The organism is Exiguobacterium abrahamii, from assembly GCF_015645365.1.
GTDB lineage: Bacteria > Bacillota > Bacilli > Exiguobacteriales > Exiguobacteriaceae > Exiguobacterium_A > Exiguobacterium_A abrahamii.
The window spans coordinates 1,645,000-1,666,096 of record NZ_JADOYC010000001.1; the positions used below are offsets into that span (position 1 = coordinate 1,645,000).

Sequence of the window (21,097 nt, forward strand, 5' to 3'; positions counted from 1 at the left end):
GGAATATCGTTTTAATTCCCCTGCCTTACTCGGGCTAATCCATTTCATCCACAATGTGTCTTAGCAACTTCTATCCGGGATGTCCGGCATGTCCATTTCTTCTAAAATCGTCAATAACAATCTGTGTTGTGGGTGATCTGGATTGATTCGAAAATAAATCCATTGTCGTTCCCGTCGTTCCAAGATGAGCTGGGATTGACGCAATAATTTTAGATGACGACTGACTGCCGGTTGCGAAATATCAAACATCTCGACGAAATCACAGACACAATGCTCCCGAACGTGTAGTCTTCGCAAAATTTCAAGACGTGTTCCATCGCTCAGTAGCTTCAAGAACTGACTCATCTCTTCTACCCGTTTTGCTGTCTCGATCAATGAAGAGACCTCCTTTCTCTTAAACGTATAATCCATGCATGATACAGAAGCGAATATATCAATTTCGCTTTTCACATAACCATATTATTATATAACGATTTTGTTATGCAATGATTTTTTCGTAAATCGATTTCAAACAAAAAAATCGCCATCTCATTCGATGACGATTCTTCTTAATATTCTTCATGCAACTACACGTCGTGCTTGTCGTTGCTCTCTCCAACTCACCACTAAACATGTCACGATGAAACTACCGAGACCAATCAGTGATAAATGAAGCACCTGTGTCTCTACTGAACCATCCATGAACAGCAATCGACTGAAACCGGAGACTGCATTCGGAACGGGTAGAAATGTCCCAAGCGATTGATAGAACGGTGCCAGCATCTTCGCCGGCACAATGTTTCCGGCAGTCATCAACTGGAACGGAATCAATGCGACATTGACAAGTGGCGCAATCGGTCCAAATATCGCAAAGTTCATCTGCGTGACGGCGATACAGGTCGCGACGACAAGGAGCTCAAACGCCCATAGTTTGATGAACGGTGTCGTAATATCCGTTAATACATGTGCCACGGAAACGAGTAGTAATGGGACGACCAGAAGGACGATCCCGTGTAATAGTTGGCGACTCCAAAATAGGGACCAGATCGAATGACGCTTACTCAAGATCGTGCTGACGAGATTGAATTGAATTCCCATCGTCATCGTCGCGATATAGATGACGAACCCGAGGACGAGTGGCAGCATCGACAAGGCAAAATCCGAGACGGCATGCTCCGTGACGACCGATGTCGTAAACGTCGACTTACCATTCAGCTGTTTGCCGATCGTTTCCGTTGCCCGCTCGAGAATCGCATTCGCAAATTCAGCATTCGTCTGGCTGACGTGTGCCGTCAGTTGACGCGTTGTATCATCCTTTTGTAGGACGAGATCGACTTCATTGGCATCGAGTGCTTCCAACCCTTTCGCTTCGGTCGGAACTGCTTGGACCGTGAACGGTGCCTCCTTTAGTGATGTGACGAACGGGTCGTTCACTTCGCCAACGACACCGACGTTCAATTGATCGAGTCGTTCCGTCGTTCCTTCGTAACCAGTCATCCAGACGACGAGGAACAAGAGCGGGACGACAATCGCGAAGACGAGCCCCACTTTCGTTTGTGTCATTGACCAGACATCTTTCCATGCTTTCATATTACAATCTCCTTTTTATATGCATTACTTATAATATCATGTGCAACTATATGTCCGAAGGAAAACCATTCACGTCACATTCCGGTGAATGGTCTCAAGTGTTTCCTTTAATTGCTCGATTTGCTCTCGCGATAGTCCACGGAACGCTTCGAGTTGTAGCTGATCGAGCTCTGGGCCGAGGCGATCGACGATGTCGCGTCCTTCTCGTGTCATCAAGAGCAGAACCGCTCGTCGGTCCCGGGGATCCGGCGTCCGAACGATCAGTTCTTTTTTACCGAGCTTATCGAGAATCTTACCAATCGTCGTTTGATCACGTTCTGTCACGAGTGCCAGCTGTTTTTGCGAAACACCATCTTGTTTAGCGAGTTCGCTCAGGACAGAAAACTGCTCTGGTGTCAGTCCGAACGCTTCCATCCGTTTAGCAGCAGCACGTTTGAACGCATAATAACTACGGGATAATTGCATGCCAAGCGACCATTCCGATTCTTTCATCCCATCATCTCCATATAGTTGCACTACTTATTATTTATCCACTATACCTGAAGAAGAACAAGTCCGTCAACGGTCTCATTTTGCCTGGCGTTGACGAATCCCATCGATATGCGCTTGTTGCGTGGCACGATCGACTTGTGAATGAACTCCGAGTTTTCCCGCAATCGTATCGACTTGACTCGGTGTCAACGCCTTTTCTGTCGCGAGTTGCTCGATCGTCTTACGTAAGACGTTTCGTTTCAAGACACGGACATGTGCTGAATCGACCGTGATTTTTTTCAGTTCACAGCGTTCGCTGAAGACGATCAAGGAGTGAAAGAGCGCGGGATCCGTTCCTTCTAAGAAGCGTTGCATACTTTTGAGATGCCCTTCATTTTGTTTGATCGGATTATAGAACCGTTGCTTGAAGCGATTCTGGAACTGCTGCGTCCATTGACGGTCCTGCTCGCGTCCGAAAATCCACCCGCTGTAGTTTTTCGATTCGAGTACATAGATGCCACTTTCATGAATGAACGTCACATCGATCTCCGTCGTTCCTTCTCCACGCGCACGTGGTAAGTATGTATTAAAGACATACGTGCCGTATCCGGAAACTTGATCGAGTTGACGTGTCGTCAAGTATTCGCCCCATTTCCCTTTATCACGAACAATCCGTAAAAACGGTTCGCGCGTTAAACGATAATAACGACTACTGTGATACGAACTGCGTTTTACGAAGAAAAACAGACCAAACGTTCCGACGAAGAACAGTACCATGATCAGTCCGATTTGAATCAAGAGCGGTAAGAATGTCACTAACACATTATCCACTAGATTTATCTCCTTTCCATATTAACCCTTTATTTCCACTATATCAGCATAATCAATTTCTGCATCATTTTCCACTATTTGTTATGGCGACTATTCTATGGTACGGTGAAACAAAGGAAGGTGTTTACCATGGATTCTGTCGTCACGTTCGCACCACTAATCGTCTTATTCTTCATCTGGATGTCCTTATCTCAAAAAGCAGACGAAGCGAAACGCCGCCAACAAACAATTCTGAAGAAACTACAACGGATCGAGGAGCACCTCGGTCTGAATGAGGTGTCACTAGAAGAAGCTGCGTTACAAGTCGAACTGGTTCAGTTGCTTCATGAAGGAAAGACGGTTGAAGCTGTCAAACGCGTTCGAGAGACGCTCGGATCGTCCTTGCTCGAAGCAAAACAATACGTTGATCAATTAAAAAGTGAGCACGGACTATGATCAAAAAGACCATCTGACAGCGAAGTTCAGATGGTCTTTTTCAACTATGTATTCATTTATATGCATCAAGTATCAACGAAGGAAATCTCATCTGTTCTGCATTACGGGGATCATATCGTTTCGAACGTAAAATGATACCGTCTGCGCCGTCCCAATCCGCTTGATGGAACACCCCATTCTCATCAAAATATTCGAGAAAACGTACCTGAAACCCAGCTTCTTCGAATACGTTCCGTAACGTTTCGTACGTATAGACGATTTTGTGACTCGCTGCCGGATGGTCAACTGGACCGGGACCACCGACTTGGACGATTGATTGGTATGCCTCATCCCGAAAATAACCGTCCGGCACTGCACAACGGACGTATCCTCCTGGTGCAAGGTATGTAAAACAATGACGTGCCGCGTCAATCCCTTCTTCGAATGTCAAATGCTCCCAGACATGTTCCGCAAGAATCGCTTGCAACGTGTCGTTCGAACACAATCGTTCCCAATCGGACCGATTGAGCAAATTCAACTCATCTTCTTGTGAATGATACCAACCGGGATTGTTGTGATACGGTCCTGCTCCAATGACGATACGTTCTTTCATGTATCTTCTCTCCTTTCAGTTACGTTTTATCATTTCTTGTTTTCCGCGACCATCCCTGCTTTCGATAAAAAAATAGACGACGGATTCTCCGTCGTCTATTGCTGTTAATCCCGCGCCGCGAGGCGATACAAGAGATCAAGTAATTCGATATAGAGCCAGATGATCGTCACGATCAATCCGAATGCTGCAACCCACTCCATCGACTTCGGAGCACCGGCGCGAACTTGTTGGGAGATGAAATCGAAGTCCATTACGAGTGACAAGGATGCCACGATGACGATGACGAACTGAACGCCGATCGCAATCGGTGAGCTACCTGTCATGAATGGGAGGTCGACACTAAATAACGCGAGAATCAAGTTGACCGCATACAAGACGAAAATCGAGAGAATCGCTGCTGTGACCGCAGAACGGAAACGTTGCGTCACTTTAATCATCCCCGTCGAGTAGACGAACCACATCGCAAACGCGACGACGAATGTCGCAACGACTGCTTTTCCGACGATTCCTGGGTACATACTTTCGAACATCAACGATAACGCTCCGACTGCCACACCCTCAACGATCGCATAAACCGGAGAAAGGACTGGAGCTGTTGCTGGTTTGAATGTGATGATCAAGGCAAGGATCAGACCGATGACGAATCCACCGATTAATGCCGGGAATAGGAACGCTTGGTTTTCTGCGAGGAAGAACCAACTGCCCCCTGCTGCTGCCGTGACGAGAGCGAGCATCAAGAAAATCTTGCTCATCGTACCGCTTTTTGTCATTGGTCGTTCTCCGACACGTGCCGTATCGAATCCGCGACGCAATGCCGGGTTTACTTTAAAACGCGAAGCCATTGCTTTCACTCCTTTTTGTGATTCTGTTTTCTACTACGAAGGTTTCCCGAAAAAGTTTCAAAATAACCATTGATCAAGCGCTTTTAATTGCAACATGACGACTGGGATCGAGGCTTTCGCATCGATGCGGTACGATTTCGCTTGTCCGATCAGACCGGACGTGACGAAATCGGCACTTTCTAACGCTTCGCCGATCGGACCAAACGCGTCACTATCGATTTGACGGTGTCGGTAATGGATGAATCGTTCCGTCGTTCCCTCTTTGATTTTACAGCCATCCTCGACGTCCGGACGATTTAACCCGTATTCCGCGTAATGCCAGACGGTCGTCGTATCCCAAGGGGAACCGATATGCAGAATTTGACCGTCCGCCTCGATGAAGCGTTCAATCGGAGAACCGGGACCGAAGCCATTTTCTAATGTATGATCGGCAACGAACGTCGTCGCATCTTTCCCCCAAGCAGTCACGGACCACATCGGATGATTGCTTCGAACGACGCCGGGATACGTCCGGAAGACTTCCGGAACACGACCGATGCCGCGCGTGACCGTTTTTGCCGGATCATATGCCGGCATCTCCCGACGAATTGTTTCCCACCATTCTTCAGGCACAGCGGGTTGGCTCCAGTTCTTCGGATCCGAATTATCGGTACTTTGCGCCGGCATCATGATTAACCCTTCCGTCGTGACGACTTCCTGTAATGCCTCAATCAATGCTTGTACGCCGCCGGGAATCCAGCCGATTTGTTTAAGTGACGTATGGACGAACAGTTTCATACCGGGCGTCACACCTAATTCGTGTAACGCCTCTTTGATTTGTGATTTCGTGACCATGTTTCGTGTTTCCATCGATCTTATCTCCTTACTCGACGACTAGTGCAATCGTCGACCCCGTTTTTCCTTGTTTGACCTCGATTTTTGCGTCAACTCGTGACTTCAGTTCCTGGACGTGACTGATGATCCCGACCATGCGACCGCTCGCTTGAATCGAGAGCAACGTCTCAATCGCTTGTTCGAGTGATTCTGGATCAAGTGTTCCGAATCCTTCATCGATGAACATCGTCTCAAGTGACACGCCACCGCTTGCTTCTTGCACGACTTCCGACAATCCGAGCGCAAGCGCAAGGGATGCTTTAAAGCTTTCGCCACCGGATAACGTCTTGACGTGACGCGTTTGCGACGTGTAAGCGTCAAAGACATTTAAATCAAGCCCGTATTTCTTCTGTCCTTTTCCTGCCTCCGTTTTCCGTTCAAGCTGGAAACGACCAGATGTCATCTCGTGCAGATGCCGGTTTGCGGCGAACAATATTTCATCAAAGTATGCCGTCTGGACATACGTTTCGAACGTCATCCGTTGCGCATTCTCCCCGACACCGACGCGAGCGAGTTCACCGATGACCCCGTATCTCGCATCCTCGTCCTCAATCTGGCGTTGCAAGTTCTCCCAAGCCGCGATCAATTGATCGATGTGTGCGCGTTCCTTCTCGAGCCCGACACGTCGATCGGTCCGCTCCGTCAGTTCGACCGACGACGTCTTCACATCCATCCGCAACTGTTCAAGGTCCGGACGCACTTGACCTTCCGTCTTCAAGCGGGCTTGTTCCTGTTTCAGCTTCAGTTCCTGCCGTTCGAGGCGATCTTGTTCCAAACGTTCTTGGAGTTGACGAAGCGCGTCACGAGACCGTCTCGCTTCACGGAAGGCTTCAATCGTCGAAAACGTTTCTTCTGCCAGGACTGCGTGTAATGCGTTTTCGCGGTTCGTTAATCGGTCGTTTTGTTCAGCAGATGCCTCGGTCAATTGACGGAATCGACCTTGGTGTTCCGCGAAGTCACGATCGAGCTGTTCCTTCTCGCGTAACTGTTGCTGTTTGTCTTGTTTGAACTGCTCGATACGTGTTTCTGCCTGTTTTTGTTCCTCACGGAGTGCTGGTAGCGATTTCGCGGACTCTCCTGATTGACTTAACCGACCCGTCAAGTGTGCCAATTCCGATTCAATGCCGGTCCGGTCTTTGATCATTGCATCGATCTTTAGTTGTAGCTGATCCATGGATTGTTCGAGTTGTTGCAGACGAGTCTCAAGACGCGCTTTTTCCGTCTGCGCTGCCGCTAATCGGGCTTCCGTCTGTTCGACTTCTCGAAGCTGTACTGAAACATCCGCATGAGATGACTCGTTTTCACTCGTCTTTTGCATCTCGGTCGTCAGTTGCTGCAGACGCTCCGCAACCGTCCGGTACGAAGCTTGTAATTCTTGATGCGCTTGTTGGGCTTCAAGGAACCGCTGTTGTGCTACATCGACGGATAGTTCCTTTGCGACGGCGACAGCATGATGTGGATGCGACGTACTGCCGCAAACCGGGCAAGCCGTCCCGTCCGTCAATCCTTTGGCAAGTTCAGCAGCCAGTTGTTCCCGTTCGTATCTACGCGCTTCTTCATACTGGCGCGCCGCTGCCTCTTTTTGATCCCGGACGCTCGTGCCACGGACGATCAACTGTTGCCGTTCTACTTCCAATTTGTCATGTTCCACCATCTTTGTCGCTAGTTGTTGCAGGATGAAGCGCCGTTCTTGCACCTGTAAGCGCTCTGCTCCAACGTTTTGCAATGGATGCAGTTGTTCTTGAATAGTCTTACGTTCTGTCCGTGCTTGTTCGAGTTGCTTCCGTAATGGCTCTGGGTCAAGAAGCTTCAAACGTTCTACTAGTTGTTGCTGTTGTTGTCGTAAAGCCGTTTCTGCTTCCAGGCGTTCGCGCTCTTCTTGAATCTTTTCGAGACGACGACTGAGTTGCTCGATCTGTGGTTCCTCCGCTAGCAATCGATCGACTTTTGCTTGCACGACCTCTTGTTGCTCTCTCAAGCGAGCGATGTGCTGTTCGGTTTCCTGTTTTCGACGCGTGAGTTGCGTCAATTGTTCTTGATCCTGCTGCCACTGGTCATAGATCGGTCCGACGATTTGAGCGCGCTCAGCCGCCATTGCTTCTTCTTGCATCCGCTTGATTTCCGGTAGGCGGTCTAGTAGCAATTGTTCCGTCTGTTGAAGTCGCTCCTGCTCTTGAAAAACCGCTTCGAGTTGCTCGCCTTGTTGCAATTGCGATGTTTTCTTCTCAACGATCGCACGGGTCTCTACTTCAGCTTGACGGGCAGCCGTTAACCATTCGTCCCGTTCCGTCGTCAACGCCTCCATCCGTAACCGGATGTCTCTTTCCGTCAACTCACTCCAGTTCGCTTGCACAGGTAGTTCCTCAAGCTTGGCCCATTGTTTTGTCTTCGTTTCCTTAATGCGTGCCGCAAGATCGAGCGCTTGTCGGTGCAAACGTTGCTGGAACTCACCGTAATGTTCCGTCTTGAACAGCTGTTTGAGAATCTGGAGTTTGTCTTTTGACTCTGCCATCAATAGTTCGCGGAACTTGTTTTGCGGCAACAGGAGAATTTGCGAAAACTGTTTATGGTCGAGCTGAATCAGCTCTTGAACCCGTTGTTTGATTTCCGGAATCTTGACCGCGAGCGGTTTCCACGTCGTCCCGTCGAACCGAGCGAGCTCGGCTTCATGCGAGTAGCCGGTTTTATTGACCGGATGCGGTTGACTCGGTTGGCGGATGATCCGGTACCGTTCCCCTTTCAGCGTAAACTCCAGTTCAACCTCCGTCTTTTGCTCGGGCACGGCAAAATGACTTCGCAGTTCGCTCATTTCCCGTTCGCCGCCTGACGTCTCGCCATACAGGGCGAACGTCAATGCGTCAAAGATCGTCGTTTTTCCTGCTCCGGTATTCCCGGAGATGACGAACATCGTCCGTCCGGCAAGTGCAGTGAAATCAATCGTCTCTTCACCAGCAAATGGTCCAAAGGCGCGTAATGTCAGTCGTTCTGGGCGCATGTCGCTTCCTCCTTCAGGACGGCTTGCATCGCTTCCGTCGGTTTCTTCTCACGGACTGCTTCATAAAACTCACTGAATAGATCCGCAACGGACGCATCCTTGACTTGCTCCCGCGACGCCTTGACCGCACGCGTACTCTCGCGGACGAATCCGATTCGCTCGAGATGCAGGATGTTCGGATAGATTTTCTTCAGCTTGCCCATCGGATCCATCAAGGCTTCACCATCCGTTAGATTGATTTTTAAGTAATCGTCCGTGTTTTGTGTCGCGACGAATGCCGGGTCTGTCAGCTCAGTGAGACTTCCAGTCAATTCCCGCAAATCACGTTTTGGTGCAAGTGGTTCGAACCGACGATCGAACGTACCCGTATCGTTCAACGTCAACACATCGACCCCTTTGACATGATGGGCTTCCGAGAATGAATATTTCAAGAGCGATCCGCTGTAGCGAACCGTCTCGGATTGAATCGCAAGTGGATTATGCAAATGACCTAGTGCCGTATACGTAAACGGTGCAAACTGGCTTGCGCTAACTTGCCCTGCCGTTCCGACGGACAATTGCCGCTCCGAATCCGTCTCGAGTCCACCAATCACAAAGGCATGACCGACGAGGACACTCGGTCCGTCCGGACTACACCCGGCAAGGATCGTCCGCATCGCATCATCATGTGTCTTGATCGTTTCGTCCTTGTGTACGTACCGAACGGTCGCAGGATCCGCAAATGGCACAGGGTAAAACGACACTCCTTTAATCGTGACCGGAGTAATGACCGGCGTTAGTTTTCCGACGAGATGCAGACCGGCCCGTTGGAGTAACGTCGTTCCGAAACTTAACCGTTCGGCCGAATCGTGATTTCCGCTGATCGCAACGACCGGGATATCCCGGTCAAGGATCAAGGCAGCCAGTGTCTCGTCAAGCAGTTCGACGGCTTCCGTTGGTGGTACAGCGCGGTCGTACAAGTCACCCGCAATGACGATCGCATCTGGTTGTTCGCGGTCGACGAGTGCCAAAAAGTCGGCTAGGACCGCCCGTTGGTTCTCGAGCATCGACTCGCCATGAACGATTTTGCCGAGATGCCAATCGGCAGTATGTATCCATTTCATCTTCATCACACTCACTTTTTGAATATAGTAGCTTAAGTGTAGCATGCAAGCGTTCGTTCTGCGACGAACATCCGTTTGGAACACAAAAAGCAGAAGGCGAATGCCTCCTGCTTTTTCACTCTTACGACGAACGTATTATTTCGTCCGTTGTTTTCTAAAGCGTTGAACGGAACGAATCACAGAAACTGATCCGCCGATGATCGCACCGACGCCGACGACGATGCCTGTTTTAAATTTTTTGCCCGATTGTTCTGATGTATGCGTTGCTTGATTGTGTTCAAAGAGTTGTTGGAGGGGCGACGACGTCTCGACTTCGAGAATGTTCGATGCATCCTGATGCACGTCTTCTCTACGTTCGACACTACAAGGTGACAGATAGAATGGGTTCAAGTTCGTCCGGTACCGATCCGGATTCCAGTTGGCTTGCTGAACAACTGCTTGGGCGTCTTCCGTCTGTGCTTGATCCTTGATTGGATCGAATTCTTGTTTCATCTGAATCACTCCTCTTCACGTTCAAAACCTGTAGACCGATTTACGTCTGAAGTCTTATTTACCTGTTTTTTAAACATTTAAAACACATATATCAAAAATTAGTTTACTGATTTGTGAACGTTTACCCGAAATAGGCATGATAGAGTCGTTTTGCTTTGACGAGATCGTCCTCGCCATGAATCAGAACGCGTCCATCTCGGAAGGCGACCATCCGATGTTCGTCCGTCGTAAACGCCAGCAAGTATGGATTGTGAGCAGAAATCGCTGCGACCGGCTGAAGACGATTTTTCAACTGTTCCAGATCCCGCTGTCCGTCTCCCCGGATTTGAACGGCATCGCGACCGCACAGTGCCGTGAAACGTACCGTTTGATCCGATAAGTAAGGATAGGACGGTTCGATGCCGCACGACGGGCACTCCGTTTGCTTCAGTGACTGGACGTTAATTTGTTGAAACGTATTCGACCAGACATCAAACGCAAGCAAGCGCGTCCGCATGGCGTCCGTCTGTCCGCTCAACCACTTCAACGCTTCTGTCACCTGCAAGGAAGCGACCATCTGTACAGCTGGCCCGATGATTCCCGCTGTATCACACGTTTCCTGATCTCGCGGTAATTGATCGAGCAGACAATGCAGACATGGCGTCTCCCCGGGACGGACGGTGAACGTGATCCCATAACTGCCGACGCAGCCACCATAAATCCACGGAATCGAACGCATCAACGCCATGTCGTTCATCAGCAAGCGAATATCGAAATTGTCCGTCGCGTCGATGATCAGATCGATATCATCGAGTAGCCACGTCAGCGCTGACCGGTCGACGTCTACTACATGCGCTTCAATCGTCACCGTCGAATTAATCGCTTCAAGCCGTGCTTTTGCGGCAATCGCTTTTGGTACGATATGACGCGCATCGTCCTCGGTATACAGCTGTTGTCGTTGTAAATTACTCCATTCGACATAATCACGGTCGACGATTCGGACGACACCGACACCGGCGCGGACGAGTTGCTCTGCCGACGCCGTTCCGAGCGCTCCCATGCCGATGATCAGCACCTTCGCTGATGCCAAGCGTGCTTGTCCCGCTTCCCCGATCGGTTGAAATCGAGTTTGCCGTGAGTAACGGTTCATCGAATCAATCCACTCGTTGGACTACTCGCGACCGCATACTGTTTCTTCTCGATACGTCCCGCTTCGTATCCGAAGCGCCCTGCTTCGACAGCTAGTCGCATGGCGTACGCCATCTTGACCGGATCTTGAGCATGGGCGACAGCGGAGTTCAATAAGACACCATCCGCACCGAGTTCCATCGCATAGGCGACGTCGGTCGGTGAACCGATCCCGGCGTCGACGATGACCGGCACCGTCGTCTGCTCGATGATGAATCGTAGATGAAGTGGGTTGAGAATGCCTTGCCCGGAACCGATCGGTGACGCTGCCGGCATGATGGCGTGACAACCGAGTTCTTCGAGTCGCCGTGCAAGGACGACATCGTCCGACGTATACGGTAAGACGATGAAACCTTCTTTAAGTAATTCTTCAGAAGCCCGTAACGTCTCGATCGGATCAGGTAGTAACGTCTTGTCGCAACCGATCACTTCGACCTTAACCATGTCGCACATACCGGATGCCCGCGCAAGCTTCGCCAACCGTACGGCTTCCTCTGCCGTCTTCGCACCGGCCGTGTTCGGTAGTAAATCATACTTTGTTAAATCAAGCGACTCGAGGAAGTTCGCTTGTTGTTTATCAAAAATATCGAGCCGACGGACGGCGAACGTCAAGATTTTTGAGGCGGACGCATCGATTGCTTCCTGCTGTACCGTAGCGTCCGTATATTTCCCCGTTCCGAGTAATAACCGTGATTCAAATGTCTTTTCTCCAATTTTCAGCATGTTTATCCTCCTCCTACGAAATGAACGATTTCAAATGTGTCGTTGTCTCGAACGACCGTCTGACCGTACGCCATGCGATCGATGATTTGTCGATTCTGTTCGACGATGACGAGCTTTTCCCCTAAGCCGAGTTGCGTGAGCATGTCCTCGATCGTTTGAATCTGTTCGATCGTGTGGTCATTGCCGTTAATCGTAATGTTCATCGGACTTCCTCCTTCTGAATCAACCGTAATGTATTTACCAAGACTTCCGCTGTCGCCGGTGCGAGTAATATGCCATGCCGATGATGCCCTGTCGCCATGAAGATCCGACGGGATGAATCGGCGACTCCGATATATGGCAAGCCTGACGCCGTTTGTGGTCGTACACCGGACCAGACTTCTTCGATGACCGCGTCACGAATCGGTGGATACAGTCGTTCTGCTGCTTGAAGCAATGACGTGATCCCAGCGACACTGACACCGACCGTCTCGTCGTACGGCAGTTCGGTCGCACCGATCAAAATTCGTCCGTCTGCTTTTGGCACAAGGTAGACAGCGTCGTCAAACAGGATCGAGCGTAACGGCTGACCCGCGAGACGGACGGCGAGACATTCCCCTTTGACCCCATATGTCGCGATCGAAATACCAGCTGTATCGAGCAAGGCTTGCGACCCGCGTCCGGCAGCGACCGTCACTGTTCGTCCGGTCCAGATTCCCGCATTCGATTCGATCCTGATGAAGTCATCGTTCTCTTCGATACGTGTGACCTCCACTTGTTCTTCGATTGGTACCCCACGCTTTCGTAAGGCATATATCAATGCAGTCGTCAGTCGTCGTGGATCGATTTGACCGACCGCTGGAAACAGATGCTCGCGTCCTTTACGTTTTAACAAAAACGGTTGTTCCCGGTACCCACAATCGATGCCAGTCTCTCGCTCGAGACGACGTGCAAGCAGCGGATACAGACGACGACTACGTGCGGCAAGTAAATGCAATTCCGCTCTCAGCTCGATGTCCGTCGCAAGCATCCCGGCAGCTGCGCGGCTCGTTCCTTGTCCGCATGTTCCGCGTTCTAAGACGACGACGGATTCATTCTGACAGGCGAGACCGTAAGCAAGCGTCAACCCGATGACTCCGCCGCCGATGATGATGTGATCCGTCATACGCGAACCCCCTGGTAACTTAGAATGGCGGCGAGTGGATCCGATTGACCGAGAATACCCGATAAGACAGCGATTCCGGTTGCACCGGTCGCTGAGATTTCAGGCAAGCGTTCTGGTGTGATTCCGCCGATCGCAATGACCGGTTTCGTCGTGAAGGTGACGACTTGCTTCAAGGCGTCGATTCCCCGTGGCGGCACATTCGGCTTCGACGCTGTCGGATAAATATGACCGTACAGCAGGCGGTCGGCTCCTTCCGCTTCTGCTGCCAGTGCCTCTGCTAGTGAATGGACCGATTTCCCGATGACGAGATTCGGAAAATGACGTCGGACATCGCGGACACGCAAGGACCGTCGCGTCAACTGCACACCGATGCCTGCGACATGGGCGACGTCGACCCGGTCATGAACCGTTAACTGCTCAGGCGAATAACCATGCACAAGGAGCGCGTCGATTAGATCAAGCAATTCTGCTGCCGACAAGTTCGGTTCTCGTAGATGCAGCTGATCCGTATAAGGTTGAAGGGAGTGAAAGGTCTTTATTCCGTCAAGCGGATGAATGGATCCCGTCGAAATCAGATGTAAACGCATCATGTTCTTCCTTTCCATACGAAAAAGGACCACTCCCGATGTTGAAGGGAGTGGTCCGAAAATGCGCTGAAGCGCTAAGGATATCTAAGGTTTCGAGCCACTTCCCTCCGCTAGTACGAACTAGATCAGGTTCAAAGGGTCCGGATACTTCCGTCTCAGTCTGCTGGGAGACTCCCCTAGTGTCTTTTCGTGTTTAATTGGCTTGCCCCATTAGTCTAGCATGAGTCGCTTTGCTTCGCTAGTCCTAGTTGAGCGCTTCCACTTGCTGAATCAGCTCCGATTTCGTCGGTCGCTGTTGCTCTTGGCTGTCGGCATACGTCTGCTTTAGCTTCAGGATGCGCATTACTTTAGCGTCGAGCATCTCCGGCGTCAGCGTTTTGTCTTTGACGGCTTGCATCACTTCGGCATGGACCTTTGTGTAAGCACCTGCCTCTGAAAACATTGCCATATCAGCTCCGTTGACGAGCGACTGACGTGCCGCTTCCGCGAGACCATATTGTTTCGTGATCGCTCCCATGACGAGATCATCCGTGATGATGACACCGTTGAATCCGAGTTGCTGACGCAAAAGGTCAGTCAAGATCGGCTTTGAGAGCGAGGATGGATTCGTATCGTCATACGCGGGATAGAGAATATGGGCAACCATCACCATCTCGGCGCCCTCTTGAATCGCTTCTTTAAACGGTAACAGTTCCGTCCGCTTCAATTCTTCCTTTGATGCCATCACTTTCGGTAGCCCGACATGGGAATCGACACTCGTATTGCCGTGACCGGGAAAATGTTTGACGACCGGAATCGTTCCCGTCTCCTGCATCCCGTGCATCAGGGCCGTACCAAGCGTCGCGACGGTCTTCGAATCAGCACTGAACGCACGGTCGCCGATGATCGGATTGTTCGGATTACTGTTGACGTCTAGGACCGGTGCGAAGTCCATGTTGAAGCCATAAAATCGTGACAAATGACCGAGCGTACGTCCGACATCTTCCATTTTCGCATCATCTGCTCCTTGCGCTATCCGTTGACTCGTCGGTAGACGTAATCGTTGATCCGGTACCCGGCTGACCCGTCCGCCTTCTTCATCGATCCCAACAAACGCATACGGTTTTTGATCCGTCTCTTGAATCGCACGTGTGAACGTCAAGAGTTGTTCTTCTGACGTGATGTTTCCGCCGAGCAGTAAGACCCCGCCAATCGCATGCGTCTGTAATAATTTTCGGTCAGCTGCTGAAAGTTCCGTGCCGGCGACTCCGATATAGAGCAGTTGATCGATTTTTTCTGACGTCGACATCGCTGCCAATTGTTGCTTTAGTTTTGCTTGTTGTCGTTCTTCTTTCGTCGGCTCAGGCTTCGGCTTCTTTTCTTCTGTCGGTTGTTTCGTTTCCGGTTGTGATGATTTCGTTGGTTCCGTCGTCTCCTGCGCACACCCTGCAAGCAACAGGCAACCGATCAGTACGGCTTTCTTCACAAAGGATCCTCGCTCCGCACACCATTGATCGAATAATAAACGGAAATCTCAGCGTTCAGGGATTGCGAGACCGAACAATATTTATCCTTTGATAACGAGATGGCGCGACGGACCTTATCTTCCGGGAGATCACCTTCGAGCCGGTAATGAATCGAGATTGACGTAAAACGCCGCGGATGGTCCTCTGCCCGTTCTCCTTCGATATCCATTTCGAAATGGGTGATCGTCAAGCGCATCTTCTCTAAGATTGAAACGATATCAATTCCGGTACAGCCGGCAACGGCATGTAGCAGTAGTTCAGTCGGTCGCGGCGCTTGATTTTCGCCACCGTTCTCTGGTGCTGCATCCATCGCCAGATGATGCCCTGATTCCGTCTGTCCACTAAACCCCATCTGTTTGTTCCATGTCACTGTCGCTTGCATCGTTTCCACTCCTTTGTAAGTAGTCTTCTTCTGTAGTATACGCAAAAAACAGCAAGCCTGGAAATTCACACGCTATTTCGAATAATGGTTCTTTTCCCGAAATCTCGCTTTGCGATACCCGACGAAATCGTTTCATGCTATCCTGTTACTCATAGTTTCGCGCGCAAGCGCTAGAATTGAGGAATCATCCATGTCACCTACTACTCGTTTAAGTCGACGCGATTGGCTCTTGATCGCCACGTTGTCGCTCCTGACGTTCGTTCTCGGAACAAGCGAATTCGTCATCGTCGGGATCCTCGCTGAAATCTCCTCAGCCCTTGATATCACGATCGCAACAGCCGGTACGCTCGTTTCAGCCTTTGCCATCTCCTTTGCAATCGGTACACCGATCGTCATGTCGCTGACCGGTCACCTGGAACGGCGTCGCCTGATCCTACGTCTCTTACTCGCCTGGGTCTTACTGAACCTTGCCAGTAGTTGTGCTCCAAGTTACGAAGTATTGCTTGCCACCCGTATTCTGACAGCGATCCTGACCGGTGTCTTGATCTCGCTCGCAATGGTCGTCGCCAGTGACGGTGTACCTGTCGCGAAGCGCGGTGTCGCCGTCTCATTCATTTTCGGTGGTTTTACACTTGCCAACGTCCTCGGTGTCCCGATCGGAACGTTCATCGGTCAACACGCTGGCTTCGAAGCTACGTTCTGGCTAACGACAGTCATGGGATTGATCGCGTTCCTCGCTGTATGGAAGGTCGTTCCAGTCCAGCAATCGACGGGTTCCGGTTCAATCAAGGAGCAGCTTGGACTGCTCGCTAATCCGCGAATCCTGATCGCCTTCTTTATTCCGTCATTTGGATTCGGGGCAACCTACGTCGTCTACACATACCTCGTGCCGATCCTGCAAACAGAACTCGGCATCGCGAAAACGTGGATCAGTCCGATCCTGCTCGCTTACGGCGTCGTCTCGATCTTTAGTAACATCCTTGCCGGTAAGATTGCCAGCAAAAATCCGATGGGACGCTTACGGTTCGTCTTCGTCGTGCAAGCGATCGTTCTCGCTGCGTTATACTTCACGACAGCATCCCTTCCGCTTGGTCTGTTCAACATCGCCTTGATGTCGTTGATGTCGATTTTACTGACGACTTCGACACAAATCTACTTGATTGACCTCGCTGAAAAGTTCAATCCAGAAGCAAAAGGACTCGCTGCTTCATTGATGCCGGTTGCGAGTAACGTCGGGATTGCTTTTGGTTCGGCACTCGGTGGCATCGTCTATGCGAACGGTCCGATGATGAACACGGCACTCGTCGGTGGACTGGTCGCGCTCGTTGCTGCTTTGTTAACTACAATCAGTCATCGCCTCGATCAACGGTCATGAAACCGTTACCTTATCCTTTTTTGTAACAGGTCGATGACGGTTCGATGACGGTTCGATGATAGTCCCCATCTCGCTGATGATTTTTCAGTATGATGGGGACTATGTTGTAGTAGAGGAGTGTCTGAAAAAGTGAAAGCATTACACATCATCGGTCTCGGTCTGTTGACGATCATCCGACTCTGGCTCGGAATCCAGTGGTTCATCGCTGGAATCGGTAAGTACATCAATGGCTTTGATGCAAAACCGTTTCTCGAAGGAGCGCTCGCGAAGTCAACTGGCGAAGACGCACTCGTCAGTTCCTGGTATGCGACGTGGATCGAGCAACTCGCCTTACCGAATGTCGGGCTGATCAACGCCTTGATTCCGTTCGCGGAACTCGTCGTCGGGATCCTGTTGATTCTTAGTCTGTTGACGGTTCCTGCACTCGTTGTCGGAAGCATCATGAATCTCAATTACTTACTTGCTGGGACGATTGCCTTGAACCCCGTGTTCTTAACAGCGTCAATCGCCTTACTGGCTGCAGGACGCTTTGCGTATCAAATCGGCATCGATCACTGGATCATCCGCTGGTATCGTTCGTCGCAGCAACCGCATCCCCTCGACCGGATTCCGGTCTAACAAAAAACTCTCCCGCACGGGGAGAGTTATTTTTTTTGTTGCTCAAGAATCGTCTGTTGTGTCGGGGTCCCGCCGACTGAGACCGTCCGTTCAAGGAATAGGTAAGGTTTACCATCAACTTCAAAGCGACGGTCACCGAGATAACGTGCCGAATGCCCATCCGTTGCGAGCTTTTGTTCGATCGCTGCGACATGTTCGTCGAGTGAATAAAACCGATCGTCGAACGTCAACGTAATGTTCTTCTTACGATACCCGAGTAAGAAATTGTAGTAGAACCAATACATAGCACCTGCGAAGACGACAAAAATCAAGAATTGCATGTGAGTTCCCCCTTTGTATAGTCTTTATACGTTGGAAGAAAACGGGAGGTTTCAAATTAAGAGTGGAAATTAGTTAATTTTATTAATTTGTTACGACTTCGTTTAGATAAATGTTATTTTTCGAACCTTGTTTCTGAATATTAGCTTCGTAAATAATCTCAGATGTCAGCGGATCAATTACGACTGATTTTACTTCATCCTTTTTCGTCTTATAAGCGAAATAGATGTGATCATGACCTACACTGATGTTTGTATACCCAAAGTCCTCATCTGATGCTATCGAATCAAACTGAATCGATTTGGCGGATAACTGGTTCGATTCGAGATCGTAGACTTTCCATTCTAGTTTTTTCTCATCCGATGGTTCTTCAATAGAATCTTCAAGACCTATGATGTATTTTCCATCGTTTATGACATATGATGCGTAGACTTTATCGAATTCTTTTAGTGTTTTCGTCTGCTTGCCATCTTTTACGACAGTCTCGGTCAAAAAATGATCAGGAGATTCTAATTCTCTTTCTTGATCAACAATCATTTTTCCATCATAAAATGAACGAATCGCATCCCCTTTTCCTAGACGGTCAGGTAATTTGATTTTTGTCATCGATTTCTTTTTTAAATCGATTTGATAGATATGTTCTCTTTCAATTTGTTTACTAAGAGTAGTAGAATCAATCAATAACATGTCCGATGTTCGTTGAAACGGAGAAAAACGTAATTTTTCCTTCATTTGAGTTGCCGGCAATTTAATTGTCATACTTGTCAATTTGTTATCCAAAGCATTCCAATACTTCAATTCCAGCTCCTCATTGTTCAACTTATTAAGACCATATGTAACCGAATCTTTAGTAAAAAAATAGGTATTGTTTTTCCAAATAAATTGTTGGAACGATCGTGGGGCATCACTCCAACTAGATTCATCACTGAAAATGAATGAAAGTTTTGATTTGCTGTATTGCCTAACGTTTCCATTCATCGAAATACCGTATTCATTCGGGTTTTGTCCCCATTCACTGAGACGAACCTCCATTTTCTGAACAACTTCTTCATTTGGATCGCCTTTTTTTGTGTCGACAACGAATTTTATTTTATCGAATGAAAGTACCTGTCCAACATAGAACCCTAAAGACACGATACAGATGACGCCTAAAAGTAATACATATTTTATTGAACGCATAGTGTCCTCCTTAAACAGCAATTTTCCATTTTAATAAACGAAGGCTTCTCCAAATGACATAAGCAAAATAGAGAACAAACAAGCCTGTCAATACATACGCCTTTTCTGAGTTCAATAACAGCTTAGTCTGCTCTAGAAAATATATACTCGATACTGAACAAATGACTATGATGAAAATCTCGACTCCCACTCGAATGAATCCACTCCATTTACGATAGGAGCGTTCAATTAAGACAAGCAAAAACATAAAGCTTACGATAAACAACGCTACCGCAAGAATGATGAATAAATTCGTCAAATTCAGCGAAAATAGTTCACCTAACGTACTCCCTATAGAACGTAAGTTACTTATGTCCTTGTAATCTTCTCGAACCAACCAATTAAATAATTGATTTCCGAATTGAATCAAACACCACTGGATACCTAGAAAACTCATGATGATTAAAAAAACCGTTGTCAATTTCGAGAAGAAAATACTTGCACGATTTCCCGGAAGCATTAATAAACGATAGATATACTTTGTTTCACCAATCCAATCCCGGTACCAAATCTGGAGAGTATAAATTAGGACTAACACCATGCCAATCATTGTAATATAACTAAATAATGAAGCAGCATCCACAAATGTTATTTTCCCAATATCATTGAATGCTTCATACAATGTAGCTGTATTTGACTTCAAGTAATCTTCAATTCTGCGCTCATGTAGTTTGACTTTTACAACAACCGACACCAGCTCAATCGCAGCCATCACAAGGACCGCAATTACATATATCTTAAAACTCCGCTTAATCTCTTCGTTCGCCAATTGTATGTATTGTTTCATCGCTGATAGACCTCCCGCATCCGGTCCTGGACCGATTTCCCGTACAGTTCCCGCATCTCTTCCGTCTCATGTTCATCGATGATCCGACCGTCCTGTAAGAAGACGACCCGGTCGATCAAATGCTCGATTTCCTGAATTTCGTGTGTCGTCATCAGGATACCGCGTCCTTCCATGAAGTGACTCGAGAATAGTCCTGCGATCTGTTCTTTCGTAAACAGATCGATCCCAGCGAATGGTTCGTCGAGTAGTAAGTACGGACGATCGAGCGCAAAACCAAGAATCAAACTGACCTTCGCTTGGTTTCCTTTTGATAAGTCCGTGATCTTATCTGTCGATAACAGCTGGAAGATCCGCATCAGCTCATCCGCTGTCGCCTGGTTCCAGTCGGAGTAATAATCCGCCATATACGTCAGCGCATCACCGACCGTCATGTAACCGGGCATCGTCTGGATATCCGGAACGAAGGCAATCTTGTTTCGGTTGACCTCGCCATCGACGAGAACCGTTCCCGCGTTGACCGGGACGAGACCTGCGATTGCCTTCAGGATCGTCGATTTCCCCTCACCGTTTAAACCGATCAGGCACGTCAATTGATCCATCTGAACCGAGAACGAGACGCCTTGAAGAACCGGTTTTTTCCCGTACTTCTTTTGTAAGCCATGGACTTCAAGCATCGATCTTCCTCCGTTCCGTTTCCTGATAGACCGTCTCGACCTTCGAGACGACCTCATCGAGTGGGATTTGAATTGCCTTGACGGCATCGATGAATTCAGAGACGGCTTCTTCCAACATCTCAGCCCGTACTTTTTGGACAACTTGTGGATCGCGGGTAATCTTACTCGGGACATTCCGTTCTGTCGTAATCAATTGCTGCTCCTCCATCTCTTTATATGCTTTTTGTGCGGTATTCGGATTAATTCCGAGCTGTGCGGCGATTTCGCGGCGGGACGGGATCTCTTGCCCGCTTTGCAATTCCTCAGTCGCGATTCGTTGTTTGAACCAACGGACGACCTGCAGGTACACCGGGCTTCTTTGGTCGAACTGCATCGGTAGACCTCCCTTTCCTGTTT

25 protein-coding genes and 1 riboswitch are annotated in these 21,097 nt (G+C 49.0%); of the genes, 3 read left to right on the forward strand and 22 right to left on the reverse strand.

Translation table 11 applies throughout. From position 1 onward, the window contains the following. Positions 1–60: 60 nt before the first annotated feature. The 4 genes from ITJ88_RS08545 to ITJ88_RS08560 all read right to left on the reverse strand — a co-directional run bounded on the left by ITJ88_RS08545 (position 61) and on the right by ITJ88_RS08560 (position 2,871). Positions 61–375 carry an ArsR/SmtB family transcription factor gene (locus ITJ88_RS08545; protein WP_195865357.1) on the reverse strand — a complete coding sequence of 105 codons (315 nt, stop codon included), beginning with the start codon at positions 373–375 and terminating at the stop codon, positions 61–63. 183 nt (positions 376–558) lie between these two features. Continuing rightward, positions 559–1,569 (reverse strand): ABC-2 transporter permease, encoded by a 1,011-nt coding sequence (locus ITJ88_RS08550; protein ID WP_195865358.1) that lies wholly within the window; start codon positions 1,567–1,569, stop codon positions 559–561. 69 nt (positions 1,570–1,638) lie between these two features. Continuing rightward, on the reverse strand, positions 1,639–2,061 hold the full coding sequence (locus ITJ88_RS08555; RefSeq protein WP_023467873.1) for a MarR family winged helix-turn-helix transcriptional regulator: 423 nt from the start codon (positions 2,059–2,061) through the stop codon (positions 1,639–1,641). Positions 2,062–2,136: 75 nt separating this feature from the next. Further along, positions 2,137–2,871: a nuclease-related domain-containing protein gene (locus ITJ88_RS08560; RefSeq protein ID WP_195865359.1), complete on the reverse strand. Its 735-nt coding sequence runs from the start codon at positions 2,869–2,871 to the stop codon at positions 2,137–2,139. A 129-nt stretch (positions 2,872–3,000) separates the two neighbouring features. Between ITJ88_RS08560 and ITJ88_RS08565 the strand changes: the two genes are divergently transcribed. Continuing rightward, the gene (locus tag ITJ88_RS08565; protein ID WP_035398001.1) at positions 3,001–3,306 is read left to right on the forward strand and encodes a hypothetical protein; all 306 of its coding nucleotides are present in this window, start codon (positions 3,001–3,003) and stop codon (positions 3,304–3,306) included. Between the two features lie 52 nt (positions 3,307–3,358). Here ITJ88_RS08565 and ITJ88_RS08570 read toward each other — a convergent pair whose 3' ends face one another. The 13 genes from ITJ88_RS08570 to ITJ88_RS08630 all read right to left on the reverse strand — a co-directional run bounded on the left by ITJ88_RS08570 (position 3,359) and on the right by ITJ88_RS08630 (position 15,711). After that, a complete protein-coding gene (locus tag ITJ88_RS08570; protein WP_195865360.1) occupies positions 3,359–3,898 on the reverse strand; it encodes a class I SAM-dependent methyltransferase in 540 nt (179 codons plus the stop codon). Positions 3,899–4,002: 104 nt separating this feature from the next. After that, on the reverse strand, positions 4,003–4,740 hold the full coding sequence (locus tag ITJ88_RS08575) for a Bax inhibitor-1/YccA family protein (protein ID WP_195865361.1): 738 nt from the start codon (positions 4,738–4,740) through the stop codon (positions 4,003–4,005). Between the two features lie 57 nt (positions 4,741–4,797). Further along, positions 4,798–5,589: an AAC(3) family N-acetyltransferase gene (locus ITJ88_RS08580; RefSeq protein WP_195865362.1), complete on the reverse strand. Its 792-nt coding sequence runs from the start codon at positions 5,587–5,589 to the stop codon at positions 4,798–4,800. 13 nt (positions 5,590–5,602) lie between these two features. Further along, complete coding sequence (locus ITJ88_RS08585) at positions 5,603–8,608, reverse strand: AAA family ATPase (protein WP_195865363.1); 3,006 nt, start codon at positions 8,606–8,608, stop codon at positions 5,603–5,605. Then, positions 8,590–9,711, reverse strand: coding sequence for an exonuclease SbcCD subunit D (locus ITJ88_RS08590; protein WP_195865364.1), 1,122 nt, complete (start codon positions 9,709–9,711; stop codon positions 8,590–8,592). The genes ITJ88_RS08585 and ITJ88_RS08590 overlap by 19 nt, the downstream gene beginning before the upstream one ends. A gap of 135 nt (positions 9,712–9,846) precedes the next feature. Beyond that, positions 9,847–10,203, reverse strand: coding sequence for a hypothetical protein (locus tag ITJ88_RS08595; RefSeq protein ID WP_195865365.1), 357 nt, complete (start codon positions 10,201–10,203; stop codon positions 9,847–9,849). A gap of 121 nt (positions 10,204–10,324) precedes the next feature. Beyond that, positions 10,325–11,332: a ThiF family adenylyltransferase gene (locus ITJ88_RS08600; protein WP_195865366.1), complete on the reverse strand. Its 1,008-nt coding sequence runs from the start codon at positions 11,330–11,332 to the stop codon at positions 10,325–10,327. Next, a complete protein-coding gene (locus ITJ88_RS08605; RefSeq protein WP_195865367.1) occupies positions 11,329–12,093 on the reverse strand; it encodes a thiazole synthase in 765 nt (254 codons plus the stop codon). The genes ITJ88_RS08600 and ITJ88_RS08605 overlap by 4 nt, the downstream gene beginning before the upstream one ends. 2 nt (positions 12,094–12,095) lie before the next feature. Continuing rightward, a complete protein-coding gene (gene thiS / locus ITJ88_RS08610) occupies positions 12,096–12,296 on the reverse strand; it encodes a sulfur carrier protein ThiS (protein ID WP_195865368.1) in 201 nt (66 codons plus the stop codon). Further along, positions 12,293–13,237 (reverse strand): FAD-dependent oxidoreductase, encoded by a 945-nt coding sequence (locus ITJ88_RS08615; RefSeq protein WP_195865369.1) that lies wholly within the window; start codon positions 13,235–13,237, stop codon positions 12,293–12,295. Before ITJ88_RS08615 ends, thiS begins: the two co-directional genes overlap by 4 nt. Then, entirely contained in the window at positions 13,234–13,827 is a 594-nt protein-coding gene (locus tag ITJ88_RS08620) for a thiamine phosphate synthase (RefSeq protein WP_195865370.1), read from the reverse strand. Before ITJ88_RS08620 ends, ITJ88_RS08615 begins: the two co-directional genes overlap by 4 nt. Positions 13,828–13,909: 82 nt before the next feature. Further along, a riboswitch (TPP riboswitch) is annotated at positions 13,910–14,012 on the reverse strand. A 56-nt stretch (positions 14,013–14,068) separates the two neighbouring features. Continuing rightward, positions 14,069–15,289 carry a beta-N-acetylhexosaminidase gene (gene nagZ, locus ITJ88_RS08625; protein WP_195865371.1) on the reverse strand — a complete coding sequence of 407 codons (1,221 nt, stop codon included), beginning with the start codon at positions 15,287–15,289 and terminating at the stop codon, positions 14,069–14,071. Beyond that, positions 15,286–15,711, reverse strand: a complete 426-nt coding sequence (locus ITJ88_RS08630; RefSeq protein WP_023467853.1) for an OsmC family protein — start codon at positions 15,709–15,711, stop codon at positions 15,286–15,288. Before ITJ88_RS08630 ends, nagZ begins: the two co-directional genes overlap by 4 nt. Positions 15,712–15,901: 190 nt before the next feature. Between ITJ88_RS08630 and ITJ88_RS08635 the strand changes: the two genes are divergently transcribed. Beyond that, a complete protein-coding gene (locus ITJ88_RS08635) occupies positions 15,902–17,086 on the forward strand; it encodes an MFS transporter (protein ID WP_195865372.1) in 1,185 nt (394 codons plus the stop codon). A 129-nt stretch (positions 17,087–17,215) separates the two neighbouring features. Further along, on the forward strand, positions 17,216–17,704 hold the full coding sequence (locus tag ITJ88_RS08640; RefSeq protein WP_195865373.1) for a DoxX family membrane protein: 489 nt from the start codon (positions 17,216–17,218) through the stop codon (positions 17,702–17,704). A gap of 26 nt (positions 17,705–17,730) precedes the next feature. On the opposite strand, the gene ITJ88_RS08645 is transcribed toward ITJ88_RS08640, so the two are convergent. The 5 genes from ITJ88_RS08645 to ITJ88_RS08665 all read right to left on the reverse strand — a co-directional run bounded on the left by ITJ88_RS08645 (position 17,731) and on the right by ITJ88_RS08665 (position 21,074). Further along, on the reverse strand, positions 17,731–18,024 hold the full coding sequence (locus tag ITJ88_RS08645) for a hypothetical protein (RefSeq protein WP_195865374.1): 294 nt from the start codon (positions 18,022–18,024) through the stop codon (positions 17,731–17,733). An 82-nt stretch (positions 18,025–18,106) separates the two neighbouring features. After that, positions 18,107–19,201, reverse strand: coding sequence for a hypothetical protein (locus ITJ88_RS08650; RefSeq protein ID WP_195865375.1), 1,095 nt, complete (start codon positions 19,199–19,201; stop codon positions 18,107–18,109). A gap of 10 nt (positions 19,202–19,211) precedes the next feature. Continuing rightward, positions 19,212–20,027 carry a hypothetical protein gene (locus ITJ88_RS08655; protein ID WP_195865376.1) on the reverse strand — a complete coding sequence of 272 codons (816 nt, stop codon included), beginning with the start codon at positions 20,025–20,027 and terminating at the stop codon, positions 19,212–19,214. Continuing rightward, on the reverse strand, positions 20,024–20,701 hold the full coding sequence (locus ITJ88_RS08660) for an ATP-binding cassette domain-containing protein (protein ID WP_195865377.1): 678 nt from the start codon (positions 20,699–20,701) through the stop codon (positions 20,024–20,026). The genes ITJ88_RS08655 and ITJ88_RS08660 overlap by 4 nt, the downstream gene beginning before the upstream one ends. Then, the gene (locus tag ITJ88_RS08665; protein ID WP_023467846.1) at positions 20,694–21,074 is read right to left on the reverse strand and encodes a GntR family transcriptional regulator; all 381 of its coding nucleotides are present in this window, start codon (positions 21,072–21,074) and stop codon (positions 20,694–20,696) included. Before ITJ88_RS08665 ends, ITJ88_RS08660 begins: the two co-directional genes overlap by 8 nt. Positions 21,075–21,097: the final 23 nt, after the last annotated feature.